Origin of the sequence: Neobacillus sp. B4I6 (assembly GCF_050434045.1) — a bacterium.
Lineage (GTDB): Bacteria > Bacillota > Bacilli > Bacillales > Cytobacillaceae > Neobacillus.
In genome coordinates this window covers 2,436,046-2,456,508 of sequence record NZ_JBNPWB010000002.1, presented here as the reverse complement: position 1 = coordinate 2,456,508, position 20,463 = coordinate 2,436,046, and the positions used below count along the sequence as shown (strand labels likewise).

Annotated in this window: 20 protein-coding genes and 6 pseudogenes; 22 read left to right on the top strand and 4 right to left on the bottom strand. The window is 36.4% G+C overall.

All coding sequences use genetic code 11. The annotated features are described in order from the left end of the window. The first annotated feature begins 55 nt into the window (after nt 1–55). The 3 genes from QF028_RS14125 to QF028_RS14115 all read left to right on the top strand — a co-directional run bounded on the left by QF028_RS14125 (nt 56) and on the right by QF028_RS14115 (nt 1,284). Complete coding sequence (locus QF028_RS14125) at nt 56–205, top strand: hypothetical protein (RefSeq protein ID WP_214997700.1); 150 nt, start codon at nt 56–58, stop codon at nt 203–205. Between the two features lie 364 nt (nt 206–569). Beyond that, nucleotides 570–1,049 carry a DUF2975 domain-containing protein gene (locus QF028_RS14120; protein WP_429466313.1) on the top strand — a complete coding sequence of 160 codons (480 nt, stop codon included), beginning with the start codon at nt 570–572 and terminating at the stop codon, nt 1,047–1,049. Nucleotides 1,050–1,059: 10 nt separating this feature from the next. Then, the gene (locus QF028_RS14115; RefSeq protein ID WP_429466311.1) at nt 1,060–1,284 is read left to right on the top strand and encodes a helix-turn-helix domain-containing protein; all 225 of its coding nucleotides are present in this window, start codon (nt 1,060–1,062) and stop codon (nt 1,282–1,284) included. A 219-nt stretch (nt 1,285–1,503) separates the two neighbouring features. Here QF028_RS14115 and QF028_RS14110 read toward each other — a convergent pair. After that, nucleotides 1,504–1,797 (bottom strand): annotated as a pseudogene (locus QF028_RS14110) (GNAT family N-acetyltransferase); the annotation flags it as partial. Here QF028_RS14110 and QF028_RS14105 point away from each other — a divergent pair. The 5 genes and pseudogenes from QF028_RS14105 to QF028_RS14085 form a co-directional block, all read left to right on the top strand. Beyond that, nucleotides 1,758–1,889, top strand: a pseudogene (locus QF028_RS14105) (hypothetical protein); the annotation flags it as partial. The pseudogenes QF028_RS14110 and QF028_RS14105 sit on opposite strands and share 40 nt — an antisense overlap. Before the next feature lie 27 nt (nt 1,890–1,916). Further along, nucleotides 1,917–2,483, top strand: coding sequence for a hypothetical protein (locus tag QF028_RS14100; RefSeq protein ID WP_429466309.1), 567 nt, complete (start codon nt 1,917–1,919; stop codon nt 2,481–2,483). Nucleotides 2,484–2,501: 18 nt separating this feature from the next. Beyond that, nucleotides 2,502–2,761, top strand: a pseudogene (locus tag QF028_RS14095) (VOC family protein); the annotation flags it as partial. A gap of 736 nt (nt 2,762–3,497) precedes the next feature. After that, nucleotides 3,498–3,929, top strand: coding sequence for a hypothetical protein (locus QF028_RS14090; RefSeq protein WP_429466307.1), 432 nt, complete (start codon nt 3,498–3,500; stop codon nt 3,927–3,929). Between the two features lie 143 nt (nt 3,930–4,072). Continuing rightward, on the top strand, nt 4,073–4,489 hold the full coding sequence (locus tag QF028_RS14085) for a hypothetical protein (protein WP_429466305.1): 417 nt from the start codon (nt 4,073–4,075) through the stop codon (nt 4,487–4,489). 88 nt (nt 4,490–4,577) lie between these two features. Here QF028_RS14085 and QF028_RS14080 read toward each other — a convergent pair. Continuing rightward, a pseudogene (locus QF028_RS14080) lies at nt 4,578–4,757 on the bottom strand (tyrosine-type recombinase/integrase); the annotation flags it as partial. A gap of 190 nt (nt 4,758–4,947) precedes the next feature. Here QF028_RS14080 and QF028_RS14075 point away from each other — a divergent pair. From QF028_RS14075 to QF028_RS14065, 3 genes are all read left to right on the top strand, one after another. Next, on the top strand, nt 4,948–5,325 hold the full coding sequence (locus QF028_RS14075; RefSeq protein WP_429466303.1) for a CBO0543 family protein: 378 nt from the start codon (nt 4,948–4,950) through the stop codon (nt 5,323–5,325). Between the two features lie 343 nt (nt 5,326–5,668). After that, nucleotides 5,669–6,175 carry a CBO0543 family protein gene (locus QF028_RS14070; RefSeq protein ID WP_429466301.1) on the top strand — a complete coding sequence of 169 codons (507 nt, stop codon included), beginning with the start codon at nt 5,669–5,671 and terminating at the stop codon, nt 6,173–6,175. A gap of 268 nt (nt 6,176–6,443) precedes the next feature. Then, on the top strand, nt 6,444–7,265 hold the full coding sequence (locus QF028_RS14065) for a squalene/phytoene synthase family protein (RefSeq protein WP_429466299.1): 822 nt from the start codon (nt 6,444–6,446) through the stop codon (nt 7,263–7,265). Between the two features lie 336 nt (nt 7,266–7,601). Here QF028_RS14065 and QF028_RS14060 read toward each other — a convergent pair whose 3' ends face one another. Continuing rightward, nucleotides 7,602–8,324 carry an NADPH-dependent F420 reductase gene (locus QF028_RS14060; RefSeq protein WP_429466297.1) on the bottom strand — a complete coding sequence of 241 codons (723 nt, stop codon included), beginning with the start codon at nt 8,322–8,324 and terminating at the stop codon, nt 7,602–7,604. Nucleotides 8,325–8,555: 231 nt separating this feature from the next. Between QF028_RS14060 and QF028_RS14055 the strand changes: the two genes are divergently transcribed. From QF028_RS14055 to QF028_RS14005, 11 genes and pseudogenes are all read left to right on the top strand, one after another. Next, entirely contained in the window at nt 8,556–8,915 is a 360-nt protein-coding gene (locus tag QF028_RS14055; RefSeq protein WP_101226146.1) for a winged helix-turn-helix transcriptional regulator, read from the top strand. Nucleotides 8,916–9,745: 830 nt separating this feature from the next. Next, the gene (ltrA, locus tag QF028_RS14050) at nt 9,746–11,005 is read left to right on the top strand and encodes a group II intron reverse transcriptase/maturase (RefSeq protein ID WP_429466295.1); all 1,260 of its coding nucleotides are present in this window, start codon (nt 9,746–9,748) and stop codon (nt 11,003–11,005) included. A 253-nt stretch (nt 11,006–11,258) separates the two neighbouring features. Beyond that, nucleotides 11,259–12,251 carry a group II intron reverse transcriptase/maturase gene (gene ltrA / locus QF028_RS14045; protein ID WP_429466293.1) on the top strand — a complete coding sequence of 331 codons (993 nt, stop codon included), beginning with the start codon at nt 11,259–11,261 and terminating at the stop codon, nt 12,249–12,251. Between the two features lie 41 nt (nt 12,252–12,292). Beyond that, a complete protein-coding gene (locus QF028_RS14040) occupies nt 12,293–12,529 on the top strand; it encodes a reverse transcriptase domain-containing protein (RefSeq protein ID WP_429466291.1) in 237 nt (78 codons plus the stop codon). After that, nucleotides 12,490–12,821: pseudogene (gene aspA, locus QF028_RS14035) on the top strand (aspartate ammonia-lyase); the annotation flags it as partial. The gene QF028_RS14040 and the pseudogene aspA, both read left to right, overlap by 40 nt. Before the next feature lie 35 nt (nt 12,822–12,856). Then, nucleotides 12,857–13,405, top strand: a pseudogene (locus tag QF028_RS14030) (fumarylacetoacetate hydrolase family protein); the annotation flags it as partial. A gap of 104 nt (nt 13,406–13,509) precedes the next feature. Next, the gene (locus QF028_RS14025; protein ID WP_429466289.1) at nt 13,510–15,057 is read left to right on the top strand and encodes a spore germination protein; all 1,548 of its coding nucleotides are present in this window, start codon (nt 13,510–13,512) and stop codon (nt 15,055–15,057) included. 4 nt (nt 15,058–15,061) lie between these two features. Next, nucleotides 15,062–16,162, top strand: coding sequence for a GerAB/ArcD/ProY family transporter (locus tag QF028_RS14020; RefSeq protein WP_429466287.1), 1,101 nt, complete (start codon nt 15,062–15,064; stop codon nt 16,160–16,162). Then, nucleotides 16,159–17,262 (top strand): Ger(x)C family spore germination protein, encoded by a 1,104-nt coding sequence (locus tag QF028_RS14015; protein WP_429466286.1) that lies wholly within the window; start codon nt 16,159–16,161, stop codon nt 17,260–17,262. The genes QF028_RS14020 and QF028_RS14015 overlap by 4 nt, the downstream gene beginning before the upstream one ends. A 531-nt stretch (nt 17,263–17,793) precedes the next feature. Next, nucleotides 17,794–18,264 carry a hypothetical protein gene (locus QF028_RS14010; RefSeq protein ID WP_429466284.1) on the top strand — a complete coding sequence of 157 codons (471 nt, stop codon included), beginning with the start codon at nt 17,794–17,796 and terminating at the stop codon, nt 18,262–18,264. A 128-nt stretch (nt 18,265–18,392) separates the two neighbouring features. Then, the gene (locus tag QF028_RS14005) at nt 18,393–18,593 is read left to right on the top strand and encodes a hypothetical protein (protein WP_429466282.1); all 201 of its coding nucleotides are present in this window, start codon (nt 18,393–18,395) and stop codon (nt 18,591–18,593) included. 536 nt (nt 18,594–19,129) lie between these two features. On the opposite strand, the gene QF028_RS14000 is transcribed toward QF028_RS14005, so the two are convergent. Continuing rightward, on the bottom strand, nt 19,130–20,404 hold the full coding sequence (locus QF028_RS14000) for an IS110 family transposase (RefSeq protein WP_429465694.1): 1,275 nt from the start codon (nt 20,402–20,404) through the stop codon (nt 19,130–19,132). Nucleotides 20,405–20,463 lie beyond the last annotated feature (59 nt).

Genomic DNA, 20,463 nt, shown 5'->3' with positions numbered 1-20,463 from the left:
TGAAAAGGGAAATGAATACCCTAATAAAAACAAGATGAAATGTAGGAGTGAAAGTATGGATAAAAACAAAGGGAAAACACCAAATGTTTCAGGAAGTTTTCAAGTGATTGAAGATGACCGAAAAGAAACTATTGAGGAATTGAGAAAAGACAACAAACTAGATGAAGAAACGGAATACTACGCACGAGTTTTTATGGAAGAATAGGCGTTTCTTTCAACAAGTGGATTGAAATACAAGAAGAGCTGGCTGATATTGCTAGCTTTTTTGTTATTAAACTAAAGATGCAGGATAGTTGATGAAGAAGTTTTTATTTAATTTAACACTCTTCGGAACTATATAAAAAAAGACCCCTTGGGTTAACGGGTACAGGTTAATTGAATAAGTTATAAATTGAATAGCTTAGGTTATACAGCATTTCGTTATCATACAGGAATGCTTTTTATTTTTTTAAAAAATTAAAGGATATATCTATAACAATGATAATATAATTAAAACCAATAAGTTTTTATTGATAAACAATAAATTTTGTTTTAGAATCAATTTAAAATTAATTAAGTGAGGTGCTTTTATGAAACAAGTTACGACACTCGTTTTAAAGCTAGCTGTTATTTTTATAGGAATCCCAGTTCTTGCATTGTGCATATTTTTAGTGCCCCATATGGCGAATTTCGCAGCAAAATTGTATCCAAATATTGCCCCAATGAAATATCTCGTTTTCATCGTGATGTATGGAGCGGCTGTGCCTTTTTACTTTGCTCTCTATCAGGCTTTCAATCTTTTACGGTACATTGACGAGAACACAGCGTTCTCGGAATTATCTGTAAAGGCGTTAAAGAACATAAAGTGCTGTGCGATTACAATCAGTGGTTTGTATGTATTAGGTTTGCCACTCTTTCATTTTATAGCGAAGAAAGTTGACCCTCCTATTGGATTAATGGGACTCATCATCATTTTTGCTTCGTTGGTTATCGCCGTTTTTGCTGCTATCCTCCAACGGCTTCTACAAGAAGCGATTAACATTAAATCAGAAAATGATTTGACGGTCTGAGGTGGAGGATATGGCAATTATTATTAATATTGATGTGATGTTAGCAAAACGAAAAATGAGCGTAACGGAGCTTTCTGAGAGGGTTGGAATTACTATGGCGAATCTTTCCATTCTGAAAAATGGGAAAGCAAAAGCGGTTCGTTTTTCAACATTAGAAGCGATATGTAAAGCATTAGATTGTCAGCCAGGTGATATTTTGGAGTATAAAAGTGACGAAGATACTCAAGAATCATAGACAACAAATTTTTCAATTAACGGTTAGCTTTCATTCTATAAGCCAATATAGAAAAATGCTCAGAGTTTTATGCCCTGAGCATTTTTTGTGTCTATTATTGTGTTAATTTGCTTTTTAATTCGAAAGCTAATTTCTCTGTGATTTTATCCTCTAATTGGATTTTTGTACTTCAAAACCAAACCCGTTACCCTTGGGTCTTTTTTTTATCAGAATTTCGGTTTAAAGTCTTTTTAAAAAAACATAGCTGACTTTGTCATATTCCATCTTATTTTCATAAAAGCGATGGGCATCAATTCGTTGTAATCCTGATGAGAGTGAGACAATATCGTAGCCATTTTCCTTTGACCAATTATGTACATAATTTAGAAGTAATTCGCCATAACCTTTCGAACGATTTTCTAAATCTGTAACTAAATCACAAACCCAAATGAACCTTCCATTATATAAAGTAATCATAGGCATAAAGCCTATTACTGCTACCATTTTTTCATTATCATATAAAGCTGCAATTTTTATCTGGAAGAATAAAGCCAACAGAAAAATTACCGTCAAAACGAAATTTATCAATTTACCTTGGATTAAGTTTAAACACAATTCAGTCGGCTTACGAGCAATTATGTGCGGAGGGGTATGTGGAAAGTAAGCCTCGAAAAGGATTATTTGTTACAACCTTTGATAATGATTTAATCATTAACCAAAGAGGTTTAGAAAAATTGGAGTCAAAAACCAAGAAAGTACAAGTAAATACCAAGATTGATTTCAATTCGGGTAAGGTTGATTTAGAACACTTTCCATATGCCATTTGGAGAAAATTAACCGTTCAATCATTATACGAGGATCAGGAAGAATTATTTTATAATGGAAATCCTCAAGGGGAGCAGATCCTTAGTGAACAAATTGCAGCCCATCTTTATGCTTCCAGGGGTGTTAGATGCTCTGCCGAACAAATCATAATTGGTGCAGGTACTCAGGTACTTGTTGGATTATTATGTATGTTAATCGGTAAAGACCATATCTATGCATTTGAAAATCCTGGTTTTCATAGAACGAGAATAACTTTACAAGATATGGGAGTAGATTTGGTTCCCATACCTCTCGATGAGAATGGTATGAGTATAAACCATATCGTTGTTCAACTAACGGTGCTTGAGTTAAAGCAGAGTTGTCTTTTCGGCAACTCTTTTTTCTTATTCAGCTAACGGTCAGAATACTTCATAGATATTCCTCGTAATGAAATTAGCCAATCATACACACATATAGTTTTTCAATAGAAGAAACAGAATTTGATAATATGTACCATAAATTAAAGGAATTGAATGTCAGCATCTTGTCAGGTCGTCCAAGAGACGAAAGAGATAAAAAGTCTATTTACTTTACTGACCCAGACGGTCATAAGTTTGAATTTCATACAGGCACTTTACAAGACAGGTTGGATTATTATAAAAAGGATAAAACACATGTGGAGTTTTACGATTAGACGATTTCCTTGTTCAAGTACCAGGTTCTTGGGGAGATTGTGAAAGATTGTACTTAAAGTAACGGTGCTTTACTGAAAAAAGGAGTAAAGCGTTTTTCTTACGACATGGTTAGCTGAAAGGAGGGATTGATTCCCAATATTTCTGGTGGGTTAAATCGATTATTATAGAGTATAAATGTATCCTATAATAAAGGCGGTTCATTAAACTTGAAAAAATGGGAAAATGTAGCTAGAGGTATTTCGTTTACGTTTATAATCATTTCTCTTAATCATCTTGGGAAAATTGGAACATCATTTTGGCTATCTACCTTGTATAGTATAATATTATTTTTTGGAGTTTCGTTTATTTTGTCTAAAATCCAATTCCTTCAGAAGCCAGTAACAAATAAAATTGGATGGTTAACTTTAATTGCATCATTCATCTTCATAGAAGTTTTGTTTTCTTTATTTTAAAGAACTAATTCAACTAACGGGTAGCAAGAGTTTAAGAAGGGATCGCTACGGCGGTCTTTTCTTGTTGTACGTTTAGTTAAATAAGGATTTACTTTTTTGTGGGTTTATTTGGTAACAAATGAATTGAAACATCATAGGTTCGGGAACGTATAAAAGAAAAATTAAAAATTTAAAAGGATTTAATGTAATGGATCGTAAGCAAGAAAATTCACCTTTGCCCTCTCTTATTAAATAAATTAAACAAATTTGGTACGTTTCGCTTGCTGTGGGAGCTGCGGCAATTTTGTTGCAAGGTAAGTTTATGTTTAAGGAAATGTTTTGGGTCATTTCTATAAGTACATTATTTCTGGCTTTTTCTTGTGTGTTTATGCTCTTTAAAAAGGGTGTTTCGTTAGTAGAGCGTATTCTTTATTCAATTGCTACCCTAGTATTGATGATTGTTAATCCTCACTGGTTAGACATTCCTGTCTATTTAACAAATGATTATAGGGTTGTTGAAGGGGTTCCCACTGAATTTGATCATAGAAGTCCATATAAGGCAGGCAGTTATCTTCATATTGAAGTTAGTAATGTAGAACTTAGATTGCCATCAAGCGTTCCAAACTCAAAATCCGATAGATGGTTTGTCATATACTACCTTCCAAATTCAAAATACATAATGGATTACAAAGTTCTATCGAAAGAAGAAACTCTTCAAAAGCAAAAAAGGAAATAACCTTCTTTGACGATTTTACGGTGATTCAAATTAAGCCAATAGTTCAACAATACGTTCTTTTTGCGACTTATGATAGCCTTAGACTATCGGGATTTTCCAGTTGAAAAATCTATAAAAATAAACAAGGGTATGGGGGGATTAGATTGGATAAAGAGATAGAGAAAATAATTGTAAAAGCATTTTTCACTAAAAGGCTCCAAGACAGGGTTATGTTCGAAATGTCTTCAGCTAAGAAACGCAAAGATGCTCTAAGTCGTCTTTGTCATTCTTATAGAATAACTCTTCGTGAGGAGTATATGTTTGACATACCAAAACCAAATTCAGACCCCGAAGCAATAGCGAAGTTGTTAAAACAAAATGGTGCTGGAGACTCCTGTTATGTAATTTCTTGGGATGAAGAAATTGATGGCAAGGTGCAACCGTTATTAACTGCCTTAGAACACGCTGTTGGGATGGGGATGCCGTCAATCATTTCCTGTATACCAGATAAACTCGCTTATTTTGAAGCTGAGCAAGAAGTTCTTCCTTCTCCAAGATTTTTATTAAAAAGGAAACAATAAATAAGATTATACGCAAAATAGGACTTCCAATTCTGAAGTCCTATTCTTTAATAAAAAATCAACATTATCCTTTAACAGAGCCTAACATTTAAAAATACTTCCTATAAAGTTCTTGCCGTAAACTCCCACTTAACTGTGCATATATCCTAGTAGTTTCGCTTTTCTCATGTCCCAATAAGCTCTGTATGACTTTAAGCGGTGCACCATTATTCAACAAATGAGTGGCATAGCTGTGCCGCAGCTGGTGGGGATGAATGGTTTTATTGATTCAACTAAAGGGTGCTAGAGCTCAAGAAGGATCGCTGCGGCGGTCTTTTCTTATTTGACTAACGGGCAGGTTAGTGGAAGAAGAAATAGTAATAATTGGGTTTATTGAGAGGAATATTAAAAAAGATTGTTATAGATGCGAGGGATATATGTATATCGGTCAGTTTTTAAATTAAAAGAGGAGGAGAGTAATGGACAGGTTTCAAAAAATAGAAAAGACCTATAACTACCTCCGAAAGTTGTGGTTCGATTACTGGACTCAAGATGTGGTTTTTACATATCAGTGGTGGTTTGAAATTTTTGTTGTTATTTTTCCATTGTTTTTATGGTGGAGATTTGTCGATAAAACTCGGTTAAAAGAAATAAGTCTGGTTGGGCTGATTACAGCAGGAATTGCTTTCATTTTGGACCAAATTGGTACATCTCTAGGTTTTTGGATATATCCATATACTTTAACGCCATTAGAAAGAGATGAGTTTACCCCTGCTGATTTATCTATTGTTCCCTTTATTTACTCGATGATTTATCAGAGATTTCCTACGTGGAAAAAATATATATTACAATTATAACCCATGCGTTTTTTGCTTCATATATAGGAGAAAATATCTTTCAATGGCTTGGGATATACAAAATCATTAAATGGAATCACTTATACTCTGTCCCTTTTTATATATTAATTGGAATATTTGTAAAAGTGGTTCTTCAAAAAGTTAATTCAATTGAGTCACATTCCAAAGGCAAAAAATAATTATTACTTCCTTCACTAACGGGTGCGATGCTTCAACAACGAAGGATCGCTTTTCTTCTTCAAGTAACGGGGCAGGTTAATGAAATAAGGCTAAACCAGCTCATTTTAATAATTCACTGTAATCGGGGGGAGTATAGTAATACTCATTTTAAAGGATTGGTCTTATGTATATTTTAATTAATATTTTCTATATGATAGCAGGGTTTAAATGGGGAGATTGGAGGAATTGGAAACGGTATTATCCGACAATTCTTTTCTTCATCATTGGAGATTTTTTATATAACTTTCTACTCTATAAACAATCAATGTGGTTATTTCACGATTTAATCTTACCTAACCATACAACGATTACAATTTTAGCTATGGTCGTATCTTACTCTGCAACCGTATTAGTATACTTAGGGAGGTTCCCTGAAGGTTGGAAAAAACGTTCATTATGGTTTTTGTTATGGGTAGGAATATATTTATGTGCAGAGTATTTTAACAGTAAGTTTGGGTTTATTACATACCATAATGGGTGGAATATGTGGTGGTCTGTGTTATTTACAGGTATTATTTTCTTTATCTTGCCTATTCATCACAAAAGACCTTTGTTAGCTTGGTTATTATCAATAATAATTATAGTATCGTTGTTAAGCATCTTTGATGTGAAAATTAGTGAAATGAAATAAAGCTTAGTTGAAAAATAAGGATTATTGAGGCGACCCTTTTTTTATTATGAAAGAAAAGATTGTGAAAAAATGTACTTAAACTATAGGGTGCAAGAGTTAAAGATGGGGACTGCTTCGGCGAATCCCTTTTTGTTCCACTATCCGGGCAGGTTTATTGAGTAACAAGGGCTTAAATTTTGTTTATTATTAAATATTTTATATAGTGGGGATAATACAATTTAAAATTAAACAAATTTAGCATGTTGACAAAAAAAGGGGACAAAACAAGATGAGTAAAGCACTAAATTTACATAGAAGTGCAATAGACATGTTGATGGCGACAAGCCGGACCTTCTTTATTCCTATTAGTCATCTACCGTCAGGATTACAAGAAGCTGTTACATCCGCTTACTTATGCATGAGAGCTATTGACGAGATTGAAGACCACCCCCAACTCCGATTGGAAACCAAACATAATCTATTACGTTCAATCAGCCTGCTCTTGAAAAAGCCCTTCAATAATAAGGAGCTAATGGCTTTATTTCACCCATACAACTCTCTCCTACCGGAGGTTACCTTACGATTTGGCGATTGGATAAAGCTTTGTCCACCAACAATTGTAGCGAGCATTTCGAATGCCACATCTACTATGGCGAAGGGGATGGCGGACTGGGCTTTAAAAGAGTGGCGGATTCAGGATGAAGAAGATTTGAATGAATACACATTCTACGTTGCAGGTTTGGTAGGAGTCATGCTCTCAGATATTTGGAAGTGGTACGATGCTGTTGAAACGGACAAGGATCTAGCTATAGCCTTCGGTCGTGGCTTGCAGTCTGTAAATATTCTTCGCAATCGTGCTGAAGATATAGAACGAGGTGTGGATTTCTTTCCTGATGGATGGGAGTTAGAAGATATGTTTATGTACGCCCGACGTAACCTAGCATTGGCTAACGTTTATTTGGAGGATATTAAACCCGGTCCGATCCTTAATTTTTGTAAAATCCCGATAGCTCTTGCTCATGGTACACTTGATGCTTTAACAGAGGGGAAGGAAAAAATGAGTAGGGCTACCGTAACTGAAATAGTTAGTCGAGTAGTAGATAGAAAATAAGATTCCACAATTTAGAGATAAATTTTTATATGTGTACTTGTTGCACTAACGGTTGCTAGAGTTAAACATAGGGTTGCTGCGGCAGCCTTTTTTTATTGAGCTAACGGAGCAGTTTAGTGTATCAACAATACATTTTTTTTACGGCGATGAAAATTGTTAACAACGTCTAAATATTTTTAAAGTGTTACATCCAAGGTGGATGAACAGAGAGATTTAAAATATGCAAAAATAGTGATCAAGGTTATTTCGATCACTATTTTTGGTTCCAAAATTCCTATATCTTCTATTCAATTTAAAATTAAATACCAGAGCAATGATCAATATGAGTTTCCTAAATTATGAATGATATGTTTCTCTGTTTAGATTCACAATATCTTTATGTGAAAATCTAGCTGAAAACTTCTCCATTGCCTTATCCCGTAGGAATGGGGCTTTTTCTTTATTTGCCTTTTTCAATGCTTCCGTTAGTTCCTCTTTTGCTAGTTCTGTGCAGTATGCAGGAGTTCCTGGCTGTTGTCTCCATGAATCACTTAAAGAACCACTATCTACTGCGTCGAAGCCTAGCTCGTTTACTACGTCCATGATTATTTGTTTTTGTGATAGGTTATTACCAGCAATCGCCATGGCAATGCGTCCACTAGGACCTTCGGGGGTTCCTTTATTTTCTAAAGTATAATCTAATTGATTGTTGAAAGCTTTAATGATAGGTCTACCTAATTGATTTGAAACCCAAACACTTTCAACCATCCCGTTCTCAATTTCTTCAATTTTATTGTCTCTAAAAGGGTAATAATTTGAAGTGTCTACAACGATTACTTCATCTCCAGCTTTATCTACAATGTTGCGAATGCTTGGAATCACATGAAAAGGGAGAGATATTATAAGAACATCAATATTTTTTATTACATCTTCTACACTCACAGGTGTTCCAGCAATCTTTTTTCCTTCTAAACGATCAATTCCTCGAGCATCTGCAATTTTGACATCATTTCCATTCTTAACTAATTTTTTAGAAATAATTGACCCTATCGTTCCTGCACCTATAATTCCAAATTTCATAATTGTTCCTCCTAAATATAATTTTGTTCGATTATGATTTAATATCAGCTATGGAATTTTCCAATTGCCTCAACACGAAATTGTCTACATTCCTTTTTTGCAAGCATTAAGGTAATTGAGTGTTTTGGTTATAAATAATATAATGAACTCATTACTCTTACTTTTGAAGTAGGCAATAAAAAATGATATAGTACACTTTTTTGTACTTTATGGTAGAAAAGGGATGTAAGTATGGCTAGAATATGCAAGGATGGATTTGAAAAAGAGTTTATTAAGGAGCAAAGAGACGTTTATGGTATTGCGTATACCCAAAATATGCTTTCAGGACGCTGGAAGTATCTTATTCTTTGGTTTTTAAAAACAAAAGAACGTCGTTATAGCGAAATTAAAGCCTTTTTATGGGACATTTCACAAGGTTCTCTTACAAAACAGTTGAGAGAATTAGAAACAGATGGATTAATTAAACGAGAGGTTTTTCCTGAGGTACCTCCACGTGTTGAATATTCATTAACAACTAAAGGGCGTGAATTTATCCCAATACTTGATATGATGGAGAATTTCGGCAAAAAATTCGGGGAGAAACCTGAGTGAAATAATAAAATGATATTTTTTTATTAATTAATCAGATTAGGGGAACTCCAAATTTAGTTAAAAAGTATTTTATTTAGCATTTCCAAGTAAACATACCAATTGTTGATCTTGGAATAATCTCCCTAAATAAGTGCAAGATAATAACGATTAATTGGTGGAGGTTATTAGTGTGCTTAACAAAAAAGAGAAGTTAACATCGTTATTTTGGATTGCTATACTTGGCTTAATTTTAACAACGATATATTCAGTAATCCTTGGTATTTTAGGATATAGGACAATGAGCAGGATTGATTATATTTACAAACAGAATAAACAAAGATCAAAAAATAGTTAATAAAGAGTGACTGAGAAGTCGCTCTTTTTTTTAGTGTGCCAGGCATGGCAACTATCTAGGTGGTGAAAGTCCACTGTGGGGGTACACATCGACCAACCACTAAGGAAGCGCAAGGTACTTACCGTGAGGTAAGGGCTGGAGGAAGCGTGGAATAAAATCTTGGCTCGACGAACAGAAATCTGATACTAAGGCTTTATAAAGGGATGAGGCTCCTAAACAAGTCAAAGTCCAAAAAGATGTGCGTAACTTTATAGAGTAAATCAGGCGAGTTAAAGAGGAAAGATAGTTGTCTTACCCTGGGAGGTCTTGCGGATGTACAGAAGTACAGTCGAAAAAGGTTAGCGGCAAGAAGTCAGCAGAAGCCATAGTGCGTGCGTGGCAGCACGTTCATCAGGTGGGTTAAAGTCCCACTGAATCTCGGACTAGGAGATTCATATCCAAACTTGGGAGTAATGTCTCAAGGGCTGATGATTTATCATCAGAGGGTACGAAACCAATGACGGATAATGGTACAACAAGAAAGATTCATTCTTTAATAGATAAGGTTTACCACCCAACAAATCTATTGATGGCTTGGGAAAAAGTTAAGGAAAACAAAGGTAGCGGAGGAATCGACAATATCAGTATTAGTGATTTTGAAAAGGTACAGTATAAAGAACTAGACATACTACACCAGAGACTGAAAAATGATTCATATAAGCCACTACCGGTCAGGAGAGTTAACATTCCTAAAAGAAATAAACCAAACGAGAAGAGATCTCTTGGAATTCCTGCCATTCGGGACAGAGTTTGTCAACAGGCTTTAAAGAATCGTCTTGAGCCAATATTTGAACCAACTTTTAATGACTGTAGTTTTGGTTATAGGCCAGGAAGGTCTACCCATCAAGCTATGAGGAAGATATATCGGGAGATTATCAATGGTTGCGAATGGGTCCTAGATGCAGACTTAAGAGATTTCTTTGGGAATGTCCAACATGAATTGTTAATAAATAAAATCGCGGAAAAAGTAAGTGATGGACGAGTCTTACGACTCATTAGGCAAATGCTTGAAGCTGGCTATATGGAAAAGGGAAAGAAACATGCGACCACTCAAGGCACACCGCAAGGTGGGGTAATCAGTCCGTTATTCAGTAACATCTATCTAGATTCATTTGACCATGAAATGGTTGATAAAGGGTATCGACTTACAAGATTTGCCGACGATTGGGTAGTACTCTGTAAAACAAGAAATGAAGCAGTGAAAGCATTAAATGATGCAAGACAAATACTATCTAAAATTGGCTTAACACTTCACCCTGAGAAAACCAGAATTACACATATTAAATGGGGTTTTGAATTTTTAGGATATAAGATTAAACAGGGAAAAGGACTTAAACTTCCTCGCCATAAAATCAAAAAGCAACCTAATATCATAAACATCTATGCAAATCCTACTGAGAAATCAGTAAAGCGATTCATGGACACTATACGTAGCCGTACAAAACGAAGAATCCCATTAAGCTTATTTGAGTTAATAGAGAGTATCAATCCTGTTATCAGAGGATGGGGTAACTACTATCGTAAAGCTCACGTTAGAAAACTCTTCAATAAACTCCAACGCTGGATTGTAAGAAGAATATGGAGCCATCGATTTAAAAGATGGCGAAACATGGGTTGGAAGAAACTTCACGAATCCAAACTCTATTCGGATTACAAACTTGTAAACCTTATTTCATTAATTCCAGATTTAGAATCCAAAGTTGCATCTAAAGGATGACATAAAGGAAAGCGGATTACGGGAAAACTGTACGATCCGTTTGATTGAGCGGACGGAGGAAGGCTTTTGCCGACCTCCTTCGACTCTACAGTGAAATTAGTTCATGAAGGGCGGAACAATTTATAGTGTTTCAACACCACGAATGCGTAAGAGACGTACTCCGAATGTATGAATGGTGAAAGTATGAGCGTATCTCAAAGGCTAACCAAAATGGAGCTATCACTTACTACGTGAGAGGGAAGGAGAAACGAGTGTGGAACTTTTAGAACGGATTCTAAGTAATCAAAATATGAATGAAGCCTACCTGCGTGTCTATAAAAATAAAGGTGCAAGTGGGGTCGATGGAGTAACAGTCGAAGAACTAAAGCAATATCTGAGAGAGAACAAAGATGAACTACGTCAGCGCATCAGAACAAGAAAATACCAACCACAAGCTGCCTTAAGAGTGGAAATCCCAAAAGAAAATGGCAAGATGCGCAAGTTGGGAATACCAACAGTAGTGGATAGAGTCGTTCAACAAGCCATTCATCAAGTTCTCAGTCCGATATTTGAAAAGCAATTCAGTGAATTCAGTTACGGTTTTAGACCAAAAAGAAGCTGTGAGATGGCTATTATAAAAAGCTTGGAATTTCTGAATGATGAACACGATTGGGTGGTAGACATTGACCTCGAAAGATTCTTCGATACAGTCCATCACGATAAACTCATGCGAATTATTGCCAATACAATAGATGATGGTGATGTCATCTCGTTAATCAGAAAATACTTAGTCAGTGGAGTCATGGTGAAAGGGAAATATGAAGAAACACCAGTCGGGACTCCGCAAGGAGGAAACCTTAGTCCACTATTGAGTAATATTATGTTAAACGAACTGGATAAGGAACTTGAAAGTAGAGGACTCCAATTCGTGAGATACGCTGATGACGCCCTAATCTTTGTGAAGAGTGAGAAAGCAGCGAATAGAGTGATGGAATCAATCGTGAGATTTATAGAAAATAAATTAGGGTTAATAGTCAATGTAGAAAAGAGTAAAATCTCTCGTCCAAAAGATTTGAAATTCTTGGGATTTGGATATTATTACGATTTTAAGAATGAGAAATACCAAGCAAAACCCCATTTCACATCAATACAAAAATTTCAAAGGAAGCTTCGAAAATTAACAAAGCGAAACGATTGGTCACAATCTTCAGGTAAAGGTCAGGCAGTTTCTTTCGGAACTGAAGGGTTATATCGAAGAATCAAATGATGGGGTAACGCCCTGAAGGGTTCTCTCTTAGCCGAATAGCGATGGCTATTAATCATCCACGAAATCCGTTCGCTAGATATGCAGATGACGCAGTCATCCACTGCAAAACAGAGGAAGAAGCAAAGAGAGTGCTCGAAACCTTAAACCAAAGGATGAACGAATGTAAACTCGAACTTCATCCTTCCAAAACCAAAATTGTATATTGTAAGGATGCAGACAGAAGAGAAGACCATAAAATGTTCTTGTGTTTAATTTGCTTCAGTCAATCGACATTATGAAAAACGCATTTAGAGTATTTACGGAGTATTGTCTACTAGGCATTGAAGCCAACGAAAAACTTTTAAAAAAACATGTAGAAAAAAGTGTAGGGATTATAACAGCTGTAAACCCTCATATCGGATATGAAGTAGCAGCAAGAATTGCACGAGAAGCCATTTTAAGTGGTAAATAGTACGCGAGTTATGCCTACAATATGATGTTTTAACTGAAGAAGAACTTGAGATAATTTTGAATCTATATGAAATGACAAAGCCTGGAATTTCAGGAGCTACTCTATTAGACAAAGATTGAATAAACGTTTATAACCAGATCCCCAGTTTACACGTGGCAAAGGTTTTGACAGTTTTGGACCTTTAGGTCCATGGATTGTAACCGGTATAGATCCAACCAATTTACGCATCATTACAACTTTAAACGGAAAAGTCGTACAAGTGGGTAATACAAATCAAATGTCACTTTCAATTCCTTTCCTTATCAGTTGGATATCACAAGTTATGACTTTGAAGCCGGGTGATGTTTTGGCTACTGGTTCACCTTCTGGTAGTTGTCCAATGAAGTCAGGCGACATCGTATCTGTTGAAGTAGAGAATATCGGTAAGCTATGTAATTATGGGTTTTATTCATTTTTGACTAATTCTAAACGTAAGAAAAATAAAAGGAAGGAAGTGGAGAGAATGAAATATCAAAGGACTTTTTTTATTATTAAAGATCTGATTTTTGAAATCCAGAAACCAGAAATTACACTAAAGCAAATCAGAGTAGCACAGGTTAAAATTGAAAATGAGGAATATAAAGAACTGAGAAAAAAATTCGATGAAGATGTTTTTCATATAGAAAAAAAACCGGAAGGATGGTTTATAACACAGAAAGAGTAAGCCCCACTCTATTTGATGAATCAGGGGAAGGATTAGAATATTTTTCCTTAGACAATGCATACTATAAACATAATTTAAAGCAAATGCAGAAAGGGAAGGAGTTGATGTCTTATTTTCTGAAGTTTTTAAGAGGAAAGCGCTCTTCACGGTTCCATCAAACAAGCAATAATTCTAATCTTCAGAAAAAAAATATGGAAGATGTTGTACTGGACTCTGATTTATCCCAAAATACAGAGAATCTCCAACTGCTATTTTCTCAAGCACCGGATTTAGTGATTCGTCGCTTTCCCATCGCAGCGAGTACAACGGAGGCCGCTTTGGTGTACTTGCCCGGATTGACGGATAAAGATGCGATCCAAAATTATGTTCTAAAGCCATTGATGCATAGCTCCTTCGATCCTAATAAGGAACTGCCAATCACAATAGGAAAGATCGAAATGGTCTATACGTGGGGGCAGATCGAAAATGCGATTCTAGGAGGAGATAGCGTTTTATTGTTAAACGGGCAAATCACCGGGTATCAATTAGATACAAAAGGGTGGCCGCAAAGACAGCTTAATAATCCTCAAAATGAAATATCTCTAAAAGGTGCTAATCAAGGATTTGTGGAAACAGGGAGTCAAAATATTGCCCTAATCCGCAGGTATATTCCCCATCAGGAATTAATCTTAAAAGAGATGACCGTCGGTATTCGAGGGAAAACAAAGGTTTCCCTTTTATATTTGAGTGATGTTGCTTCTGAAGACGTGCTAAGAGAACTGGAAACACGGATTCAAAATATTACAGTGGACGCTATCATTAATACCGGCGAACTTATCGAGTTCATTGAAGACAATCCTTATTCACCCTTTCCGCAAATTATGTTGACTGAAAGACCTGATACAGCGGCATCCCAAATTCTTCAGGGGAGATTTGTGATTATTATGGATCGTTCTCCGAGCGTATTGATTGCTCCGACAAACTTTATGTCCTTTTTTCAGGCTGTGGATGATTACGGTTCCCGTTGGTTAGTTTCTTCCTTTATCCGGGTAATGCGTTTTTTTGCCTTTATGATTGCCTTATTTTTGCCCGCCACTTACGTTGCATTTATTTCCTACAATTTTGAGGTTATCCCTATGGAACTTATGCTTACAATTGCGGAATCAAGGATACAAGTTCCTCTCCCACCCGTGATGGAAGCTGTGATTATGGAAATGACCCTGGAATTGATGAGGGAAGCTGCCTTAAGGCTGCCGACTCCAATCGGTCAGACGATTGGCATTGTGGGCGGCATTATTATTGGTCAGGCGGCTGTTCAAGTGGGAATTGTCAGCAACATTATGATTATAGTCGTTGCCGTTACAGCCATCGCTTCTTATAACATCCCTAATTATGATATGAGTTCGTCCATTAGACTGTTAAGATTTCCTATGATGTTAGCCGCTGCCATGTTTGGAATTGTAGGGATTGTGATCGGATGGATGACCATAGTTGGTCACCTGACTAGTCTTGAATCATTAGGAACACCCTATGGAACTCCTCTAGCTCCTTTCCGATTCGCCGATATGAAGGATGCGTTTCTGCGCTTTCCTTTATGGGTGATGAAAAGTCGCCCTAAAGGCACAGGAGCTATTCCAACTATTCGACAAGGGCGAAATCGCACTAAAAGGTGAAACGATGAAAAAATATGCCTATAATGAAATCACTCTCATGCAGTATATTTTTTTGATAAATGGAACACAGGTCGGGACAGGCGTCCTATCTCTCCCGCGCATACTTGCGGAAAAAGCAGGAACCGACGGATGGATCGCTATCCTAATTGGCTGGTTTTTCTCTGTCGCTGCCAGCATTTTTTTGGTTAAAACGTGCGAAAAATATCCTGATGAAACCCTTATCGAAATTCTTATCCGTTTATTCGGAAAAATTGTGGGAAAAGCAGTCGTCATCGTTTACATGATGTACTTTGCTTTTTACGCATGGTCCATTTTTGTGAACGGCAGTCTATATATCAAGGCATGGTTCCTGCCTAAAACCCCTAATTATATCATTTTACTGTTATTTTCGATTCCTACTTTTGTTGTAGCCCGTAACGGGGTTCGCGTTTTAGCAAGATACTCCGAGCTATCTTTTTACATGGTCATTTGGATTCCTTTGTTTTTCCTGATACCGCTAAGGGACGGAAATTGGCTGCACTTTCTTCCGGTGCTTAAAGAAGGGTGGAGACCAGTATTAAACGCTGTGCCGTCCACTGTTTTTTCCTTTTTGGGATTTGAAGTCGCGTTCTTCCTGTACCCCTTTTTGCAAAAAAAGCAGCATGCCGTTCTCGGAATCACGATTGCGAACACCTTAACGATGTTGTTTTATTTATTTGTGACGATTGCCTGTTTTGCCTATTTTAGCCCCGATGGGATTATCGAATTTAATCAACCCGTCCTGAATTTGCTTAAACTAATTGAATTTCGTTTTTTGGAGCGTTTTGACATGGTATTATTGGCTATTTATCTGATTGTTGTTTCCACAGCCTGGATACCTTGTGTATTCATTACTGCCTTTTGTTCTAGTCAATTGCTGGGAAAACACGATCACAGCCAGCACGTCATTATTTTATTATTGATCATTATTGGATTGGTCTTTTGGCGTGATCCTACTTGGATTGAATCGGAAAAGTGGCAGCAAATGGTTGCCAAAGGAGGGCTGCAATTGGCATTCGTAGCTCCTCCCTTTTTATGGATCTATAGCTGGATATATGAAAAGTTCCGTCGGAGGGTAAGCCATTGAAAAGGAAGATACTACTTTGCCTATCGCTCTTGGCTATGATGATGACCGGATGCGTGGACCAAATAAATGTTGAAGATGTCACTCTGTCACTCATCCTAGGTTTAGACTTGGATGAGGATGACCATTTAGTGGTGTACATGTCAAGTCCGGTGTTTAATAAAGAAGCAAAGGTAAAAGAGGAGAAAGTCGAAGTGAAAGCTGTTACGATTCGCGATTCCAGGGAACTGTTTGATATGACGGTAATGGCTTTAACTTCGGGAAGCAAAACGCAATTAGTCTTAATCGGGAAAAAGCTGCTAAAACGAAAAAATTGGATTGATTATATCGATCCCTTTTACCGGGACCCCAAAAATACGGTAACCACAAGAGTTGTCGCCGTAGATGGGCCTGTTTCGGACGTCATTTTTTTTAGGCCAAAAGACAAGCCACGTCTACCTTTGTATTTGGCAAATTTAGTGGATACGGCATACAGAAGAAATGTCACTGTAAAAACCACCATTCAAGAATTTCATGAGCAAACGACGGAAAAAGGGATGACAGCAAGCATCACCGAAATGAAAAAAGACCACAAAATTATGTTGACCGGCACGGCTCTGCTGGATGAACAGAGCAGATATAAGTTAAGCATAAAACCGCATGAAAACAAATTATTACGCATCCTGCAGGATAAAACAAAAGGTGATTTCCCATTTACCATTTCAGTCCCTTTGGAATCGAATGGACGGGATAAACATTGGATCAGCTTTAGTACGCCGAACGTCAAGGTAAAAACAAAGGTAAGGTATGACGGTCATTTTATTTTTGACACAGACGTAAAAATGAGAATTTTCATTACAGAACGGCTTTTTCCATTCAATGTAAGGAAGGACACAGCGAAACTGCAAAAGAGTATAGAAACGAAACTGCAAGCAGATTTCGAGCGCTTAATAAAGAAAACGCAAAACGTCACCATTGACCCGTTTGGATTTGGGATTTATGCAAGAGCCTATACGTATCCAGAGTGGAAAAAAGTCCAAAATCAATGGGGAAAAGCCTTTTCGAATGCTGATGTAAACGTCAAGGTACGTGTAACCATTGGCGGGATGGGAACGATTAAGTAACACGGGCCAATGATGTTCTACCATGAAATAAGTTTCTTCAAGATAAGAAAAATGACAAAACTTAAAAAGATCCTGCTCAATCGATAAAAAAAGAGGAGAGCGATTTAATAAGTCTATGGATTAGGGTTGACTGGATTAAGGTCAGTAACAGAATTGACACTTCCTAACCATTTTCATTCTCTATGGTGCAGCACTGATTTTGTGTTGCATGGATGGCTAACGGGTGCATTTCTCCAAGATGGAGAAATGCTCTTTTTTGTTAAAGAACAAATTTAACATCACCAATTTTACCGATTAGGTGTTTTAATTTACCTAGACAGCAGGAAAAGAAACAGAAAAAGTTACCTTAATTGAATCACGATAGTTATTGCTTGTTCGACTCACGGTTCATAGAGTTAAAATTCGGAGCTGCTTTTATGGGCGGCTTTTTCTTATTGGACTAACGGATGCGATAGTTTAACAAGAAAAAATAATAATAAGATTTAGTTAGAGGAATGTTATAAAAAACATATCAGAAGGAAGTTGATTTATATGGATAATAAAAAGACATTCGCTTTAGCGATGATAATCGTTCCTTGGCTAACTGTTCCTTTCATGGGGAAAAAATCATTTTTTAGGTTTTTACCTGTAGCAAGTTTTGTTAATTTATTCATAAGTGTGTTAAGTGTAATTGCTAATAAGAAAAAATGGTGGGTAAATAAAAATCCTTTATCTCCCGGTTTTGTTGATTTTACATATATATTAGGTCCTTTTTTTGTAGTCACACTATGGGTATTTAAACTAACATACGGCAGTTTTCTTAAATATTTAATTACAAATATAGTAATAGATGCCATTTGTGCTTATCCTTTTGCGCAAATATGGGAAAAAGCAGGAGTATTTAAATTTAAAAAGTTGAATCATACTATATGGTATTTTATTTGTGTGTCTTTAGCAATTATTATTTATGGATATCAGTATATAGTGGAAAAATCGATTAATAAAAATCAAGACGCGGTTTAAAGAAATACTTTACAGTATGTTTCTACATCTTTTTGTGAAATTAAGGATAAGTAATCTATCTAGGCAAATGACATCAAGAATTGCCTTATTAAATTGAAAACTTAATTTTTATAGGGGGTAAGAAAAATGTGGTGAACCCCAAAGAAAGGTTATTGTGGAGTATAGATGAGGTTGGTGGATTAAAGGTCTTTTTATCAGATGGTTATAAATTAGAAGCATTTCCTGATAGTTCAGAAGACGATGAACAAGGTGAACACTGGAGGTTCTTTCACCGAAAAGATAATAGTCCTTATTTTGTTGTTTCTGGAATAGGAATTGAAAAGGTTTGAACTTCAACATTGTGAAGATATGTACTTAAAGTAACGGGTTCTTTAGTGTAAAAAAGGGTTGCTGCGGCAGCTCTTTTTCTTGTTCCACTCCCTCAGTTAAATACGATTTTCTCCCGAATGCTCGCTAATTCGCAGGATTTCATAACCTTTGGTATAGCTTTAACGATTAAATGAAATGAGTTCAGATTATTAGGCTTCGTGAAGGCATAGGGAAATAGAGGAGAGATTTATAACTCCATATTTTACCATATGATGTACATGCTCCACGCCACCCTTGGAGGCTTTCCCTCCCATGTCTCAACGGGTCAAATGCCCTATCATTCCTTCGTCATGCCTATCCAAGGGGTGGAGGCCAGTTATGCTAACGGGATGGGTCAAAGCCCTTTTGTGGAACAAACCTGGTACTCCGTACATGTTTGAAATCCTACGAATAAGCCAACATTCGATAAGTGCAAGACAACCTCTTTATTGTTATGATTTAAGAAAGTTTATCCTTTTGGAAAAACTAGTAAGTGTTTCTAATAATCTATTAGTTCTTATGCTGCTAGGGAAGATAAAGGTTGTAATTTTTCTGGATAATAGGATTCATTTCGTTTGGCCATTCCAACAAATATCCTAGCCAGTTTACCAACCAATTTCATAATTGATTTCATCTTCTTAATTTTTTTCACCTTAACATTTGAGGTGTGTAAAGCTTTAAACTCAGGGTTGTTCATGACAAGGCTCATCGTCGCTAAGTAGAGAAAACGCCGAAGTCTAGATCTTCCCCGTTTAGAAATGACAATTTGTCCTTTCCACTTTCCCGAACTTGCTTCAGCTAGGTGTAATCCTGCATGACGTAGTAAAGAATTGCCGTGGGCAAAGCCACTTAAATCTCCAGCTTCCCCTAATATACCTGCCAATGAAATCTCACTAATTCCTTTAATGCTAAGCAATTGATTAGCATAAGGAATTTGTTTAAGTACTTCTGCCACTTGTTTTTCAACTCTTTCGAGTTGTGTTGTTGCGAGGTCAAATTCCTCTAGTAATTGTTGTAGATGAAATTTATAAGCATCAAGTGCTTGCTTAGTGCCAATCGAACGATTAGCTAAATGAATAAGTAATTGGGCCTTTTTTAATCCAGGCTGTCTCTTCATCAGTGACTTCCACCCGATAACAACATTTTGAGGTTGCATTGAACGCAATTCCATAGGGGTAGGAAATAAACGAAGAGTTGCGATTGCCCCTTTACCTTTCACGTCTTTAAAAACTTGTCGGAGCTCTGGAAAGACAACATCTACCCAACGATTTAATTGGTTGATCGAACTAACAAGACGCTTAACAATCACATCACGGTTAGACATAAGAACTCGAAGTTCTTCAAATGATTCAGAAGTGGGACGAACAATGGAATAGTAACCGTTTTTCACCATATCAGCGATAACTAGTGCATCTTTTTTATCGCTTTTCGACTGGGTATTATCTCTATTCTCTTTATTCCTTTTTACATGGTATGGATTTACTGTTACTACATCAATATTCTGTTCGAAAAGCCATTTTGATAGATTAATCCAGTAATGTCCCGTAGGTTCCATGCCGACTATAGTGGTAACTAAGTTATTTGTCCTTTTTAATTTGTTAACCCAGTGCAATAAAATAGTAAATCCATCTTCGTTATTTTCAAATGTGAGAGGATCGCCGACTACAATTCCACGGAAATTCACCGCTCGAGCGACGTGAAATTGTTGAGCAATGTCCACACCAACAACGAGATGTTTATCGGAAATTCTTTCTATTAGTTGATTTTGTTTGTCTTGCATTTTAAACTTCATAGTAGGGGTTCCTCCTAGGGTTTTGAGTTAGAGTGGTGTCTATACTCATATCTTACTGA

Bases quoted from the DNA above. Each gene is read 5' to 3' on its own strand.
- QF028_RS14125 (WP_214997700.1), top strand. From the start codon at position 56: ATGGATAAAAACAAAGGGAAAACACCAAATGTTTCAGGAAGTTTTCAA.
- QF028_RS14120 (WP_429466313.1), top strand. From the start codon at position 570: ATGAAACAAGTTACGACACTCGTTTTAAAGCTAGCTGTTATTTTTATA.
- QF028_RS14115 (WP_429466311.1), top strand. From the start codon at position 1,060: ATGGCAATTATTATTAATATTGATGTGATGTTAGCAAAACGAAAAATG.
- QF028_RS14075 (WP_429466303.1), top strand. From the start codon at position 4,948: ATGGACAGGTTTCAAAAAATAGAAAAGACCTATAACTACCTCCGAAAG.
- QF028_RS14070 (WP_429466301.1), top strand. From the start codon at position 5,669: ATGTATATTTTAATTAATATTTTCTATATGATAGCAGGGTTTAAATGG.
- QF028_RS14065 (WP_429466299.1), top strand. From the start codon at position 6,444: ATGAGTAAAGCACTAAATTTACATAGAAGTGCAATAGACATGTTGATG.
- QF028_RS14060 (WP_429466297.1), bottom strand. From the start codon at position 8,324: ATGAAATTTGGAATTATAGGTGCAGGAACGATAGGGTCAATTATTTCT.
- QF028_RS14055 (WP_101226146.1), top strand. From the start codon at position 8,556: ATGGCTAGAATATGCAAGGATGGATTTGAAAAAGAGTTTATTAAGGAG.
- ltrA (WP_429466295.1), top strand. From the start codon at position 9,746: ATGACGGATAATGGTACAACAAGAAAGATTCATTCTTTAATAGATAAG.
- QF028_RS14040 (WP_429466291.1), top strand. From the start codon at position 12,293: ATGGCTATTAATCATCCACGAAATCCGTTCGCTAGATATGCAGATGAC.
- QF028_RS14025 (WP_429466289.1), top strand. From the start codon at position 13,510: ATGTCTTATTTTCTGAAGTTTTTAAGAGGAAAGCGCTCTTCACGGTTC.
- QF028_RS14020 (WP_429466287.1), top strand. From the start codon at position 15,062: ATGAAAAAATATGCCTATAATGAAATCACTCTCATGCAGTATATTTTT.
- QF028_RS14010 (WP_429466284.1), top strand. From the start codon at position 17,794: ATGGATAATAAAAAGACATTCGCTTTAGCGATGATAATCGTTCCTTGG.
- QF028_RS14000 (WP_429465694.1), bottom strand. From the start codon at position 20,404: ATGAAGTTTAAAATGCAAGACAAACAAAATCAACTAATAGAAAGAATT.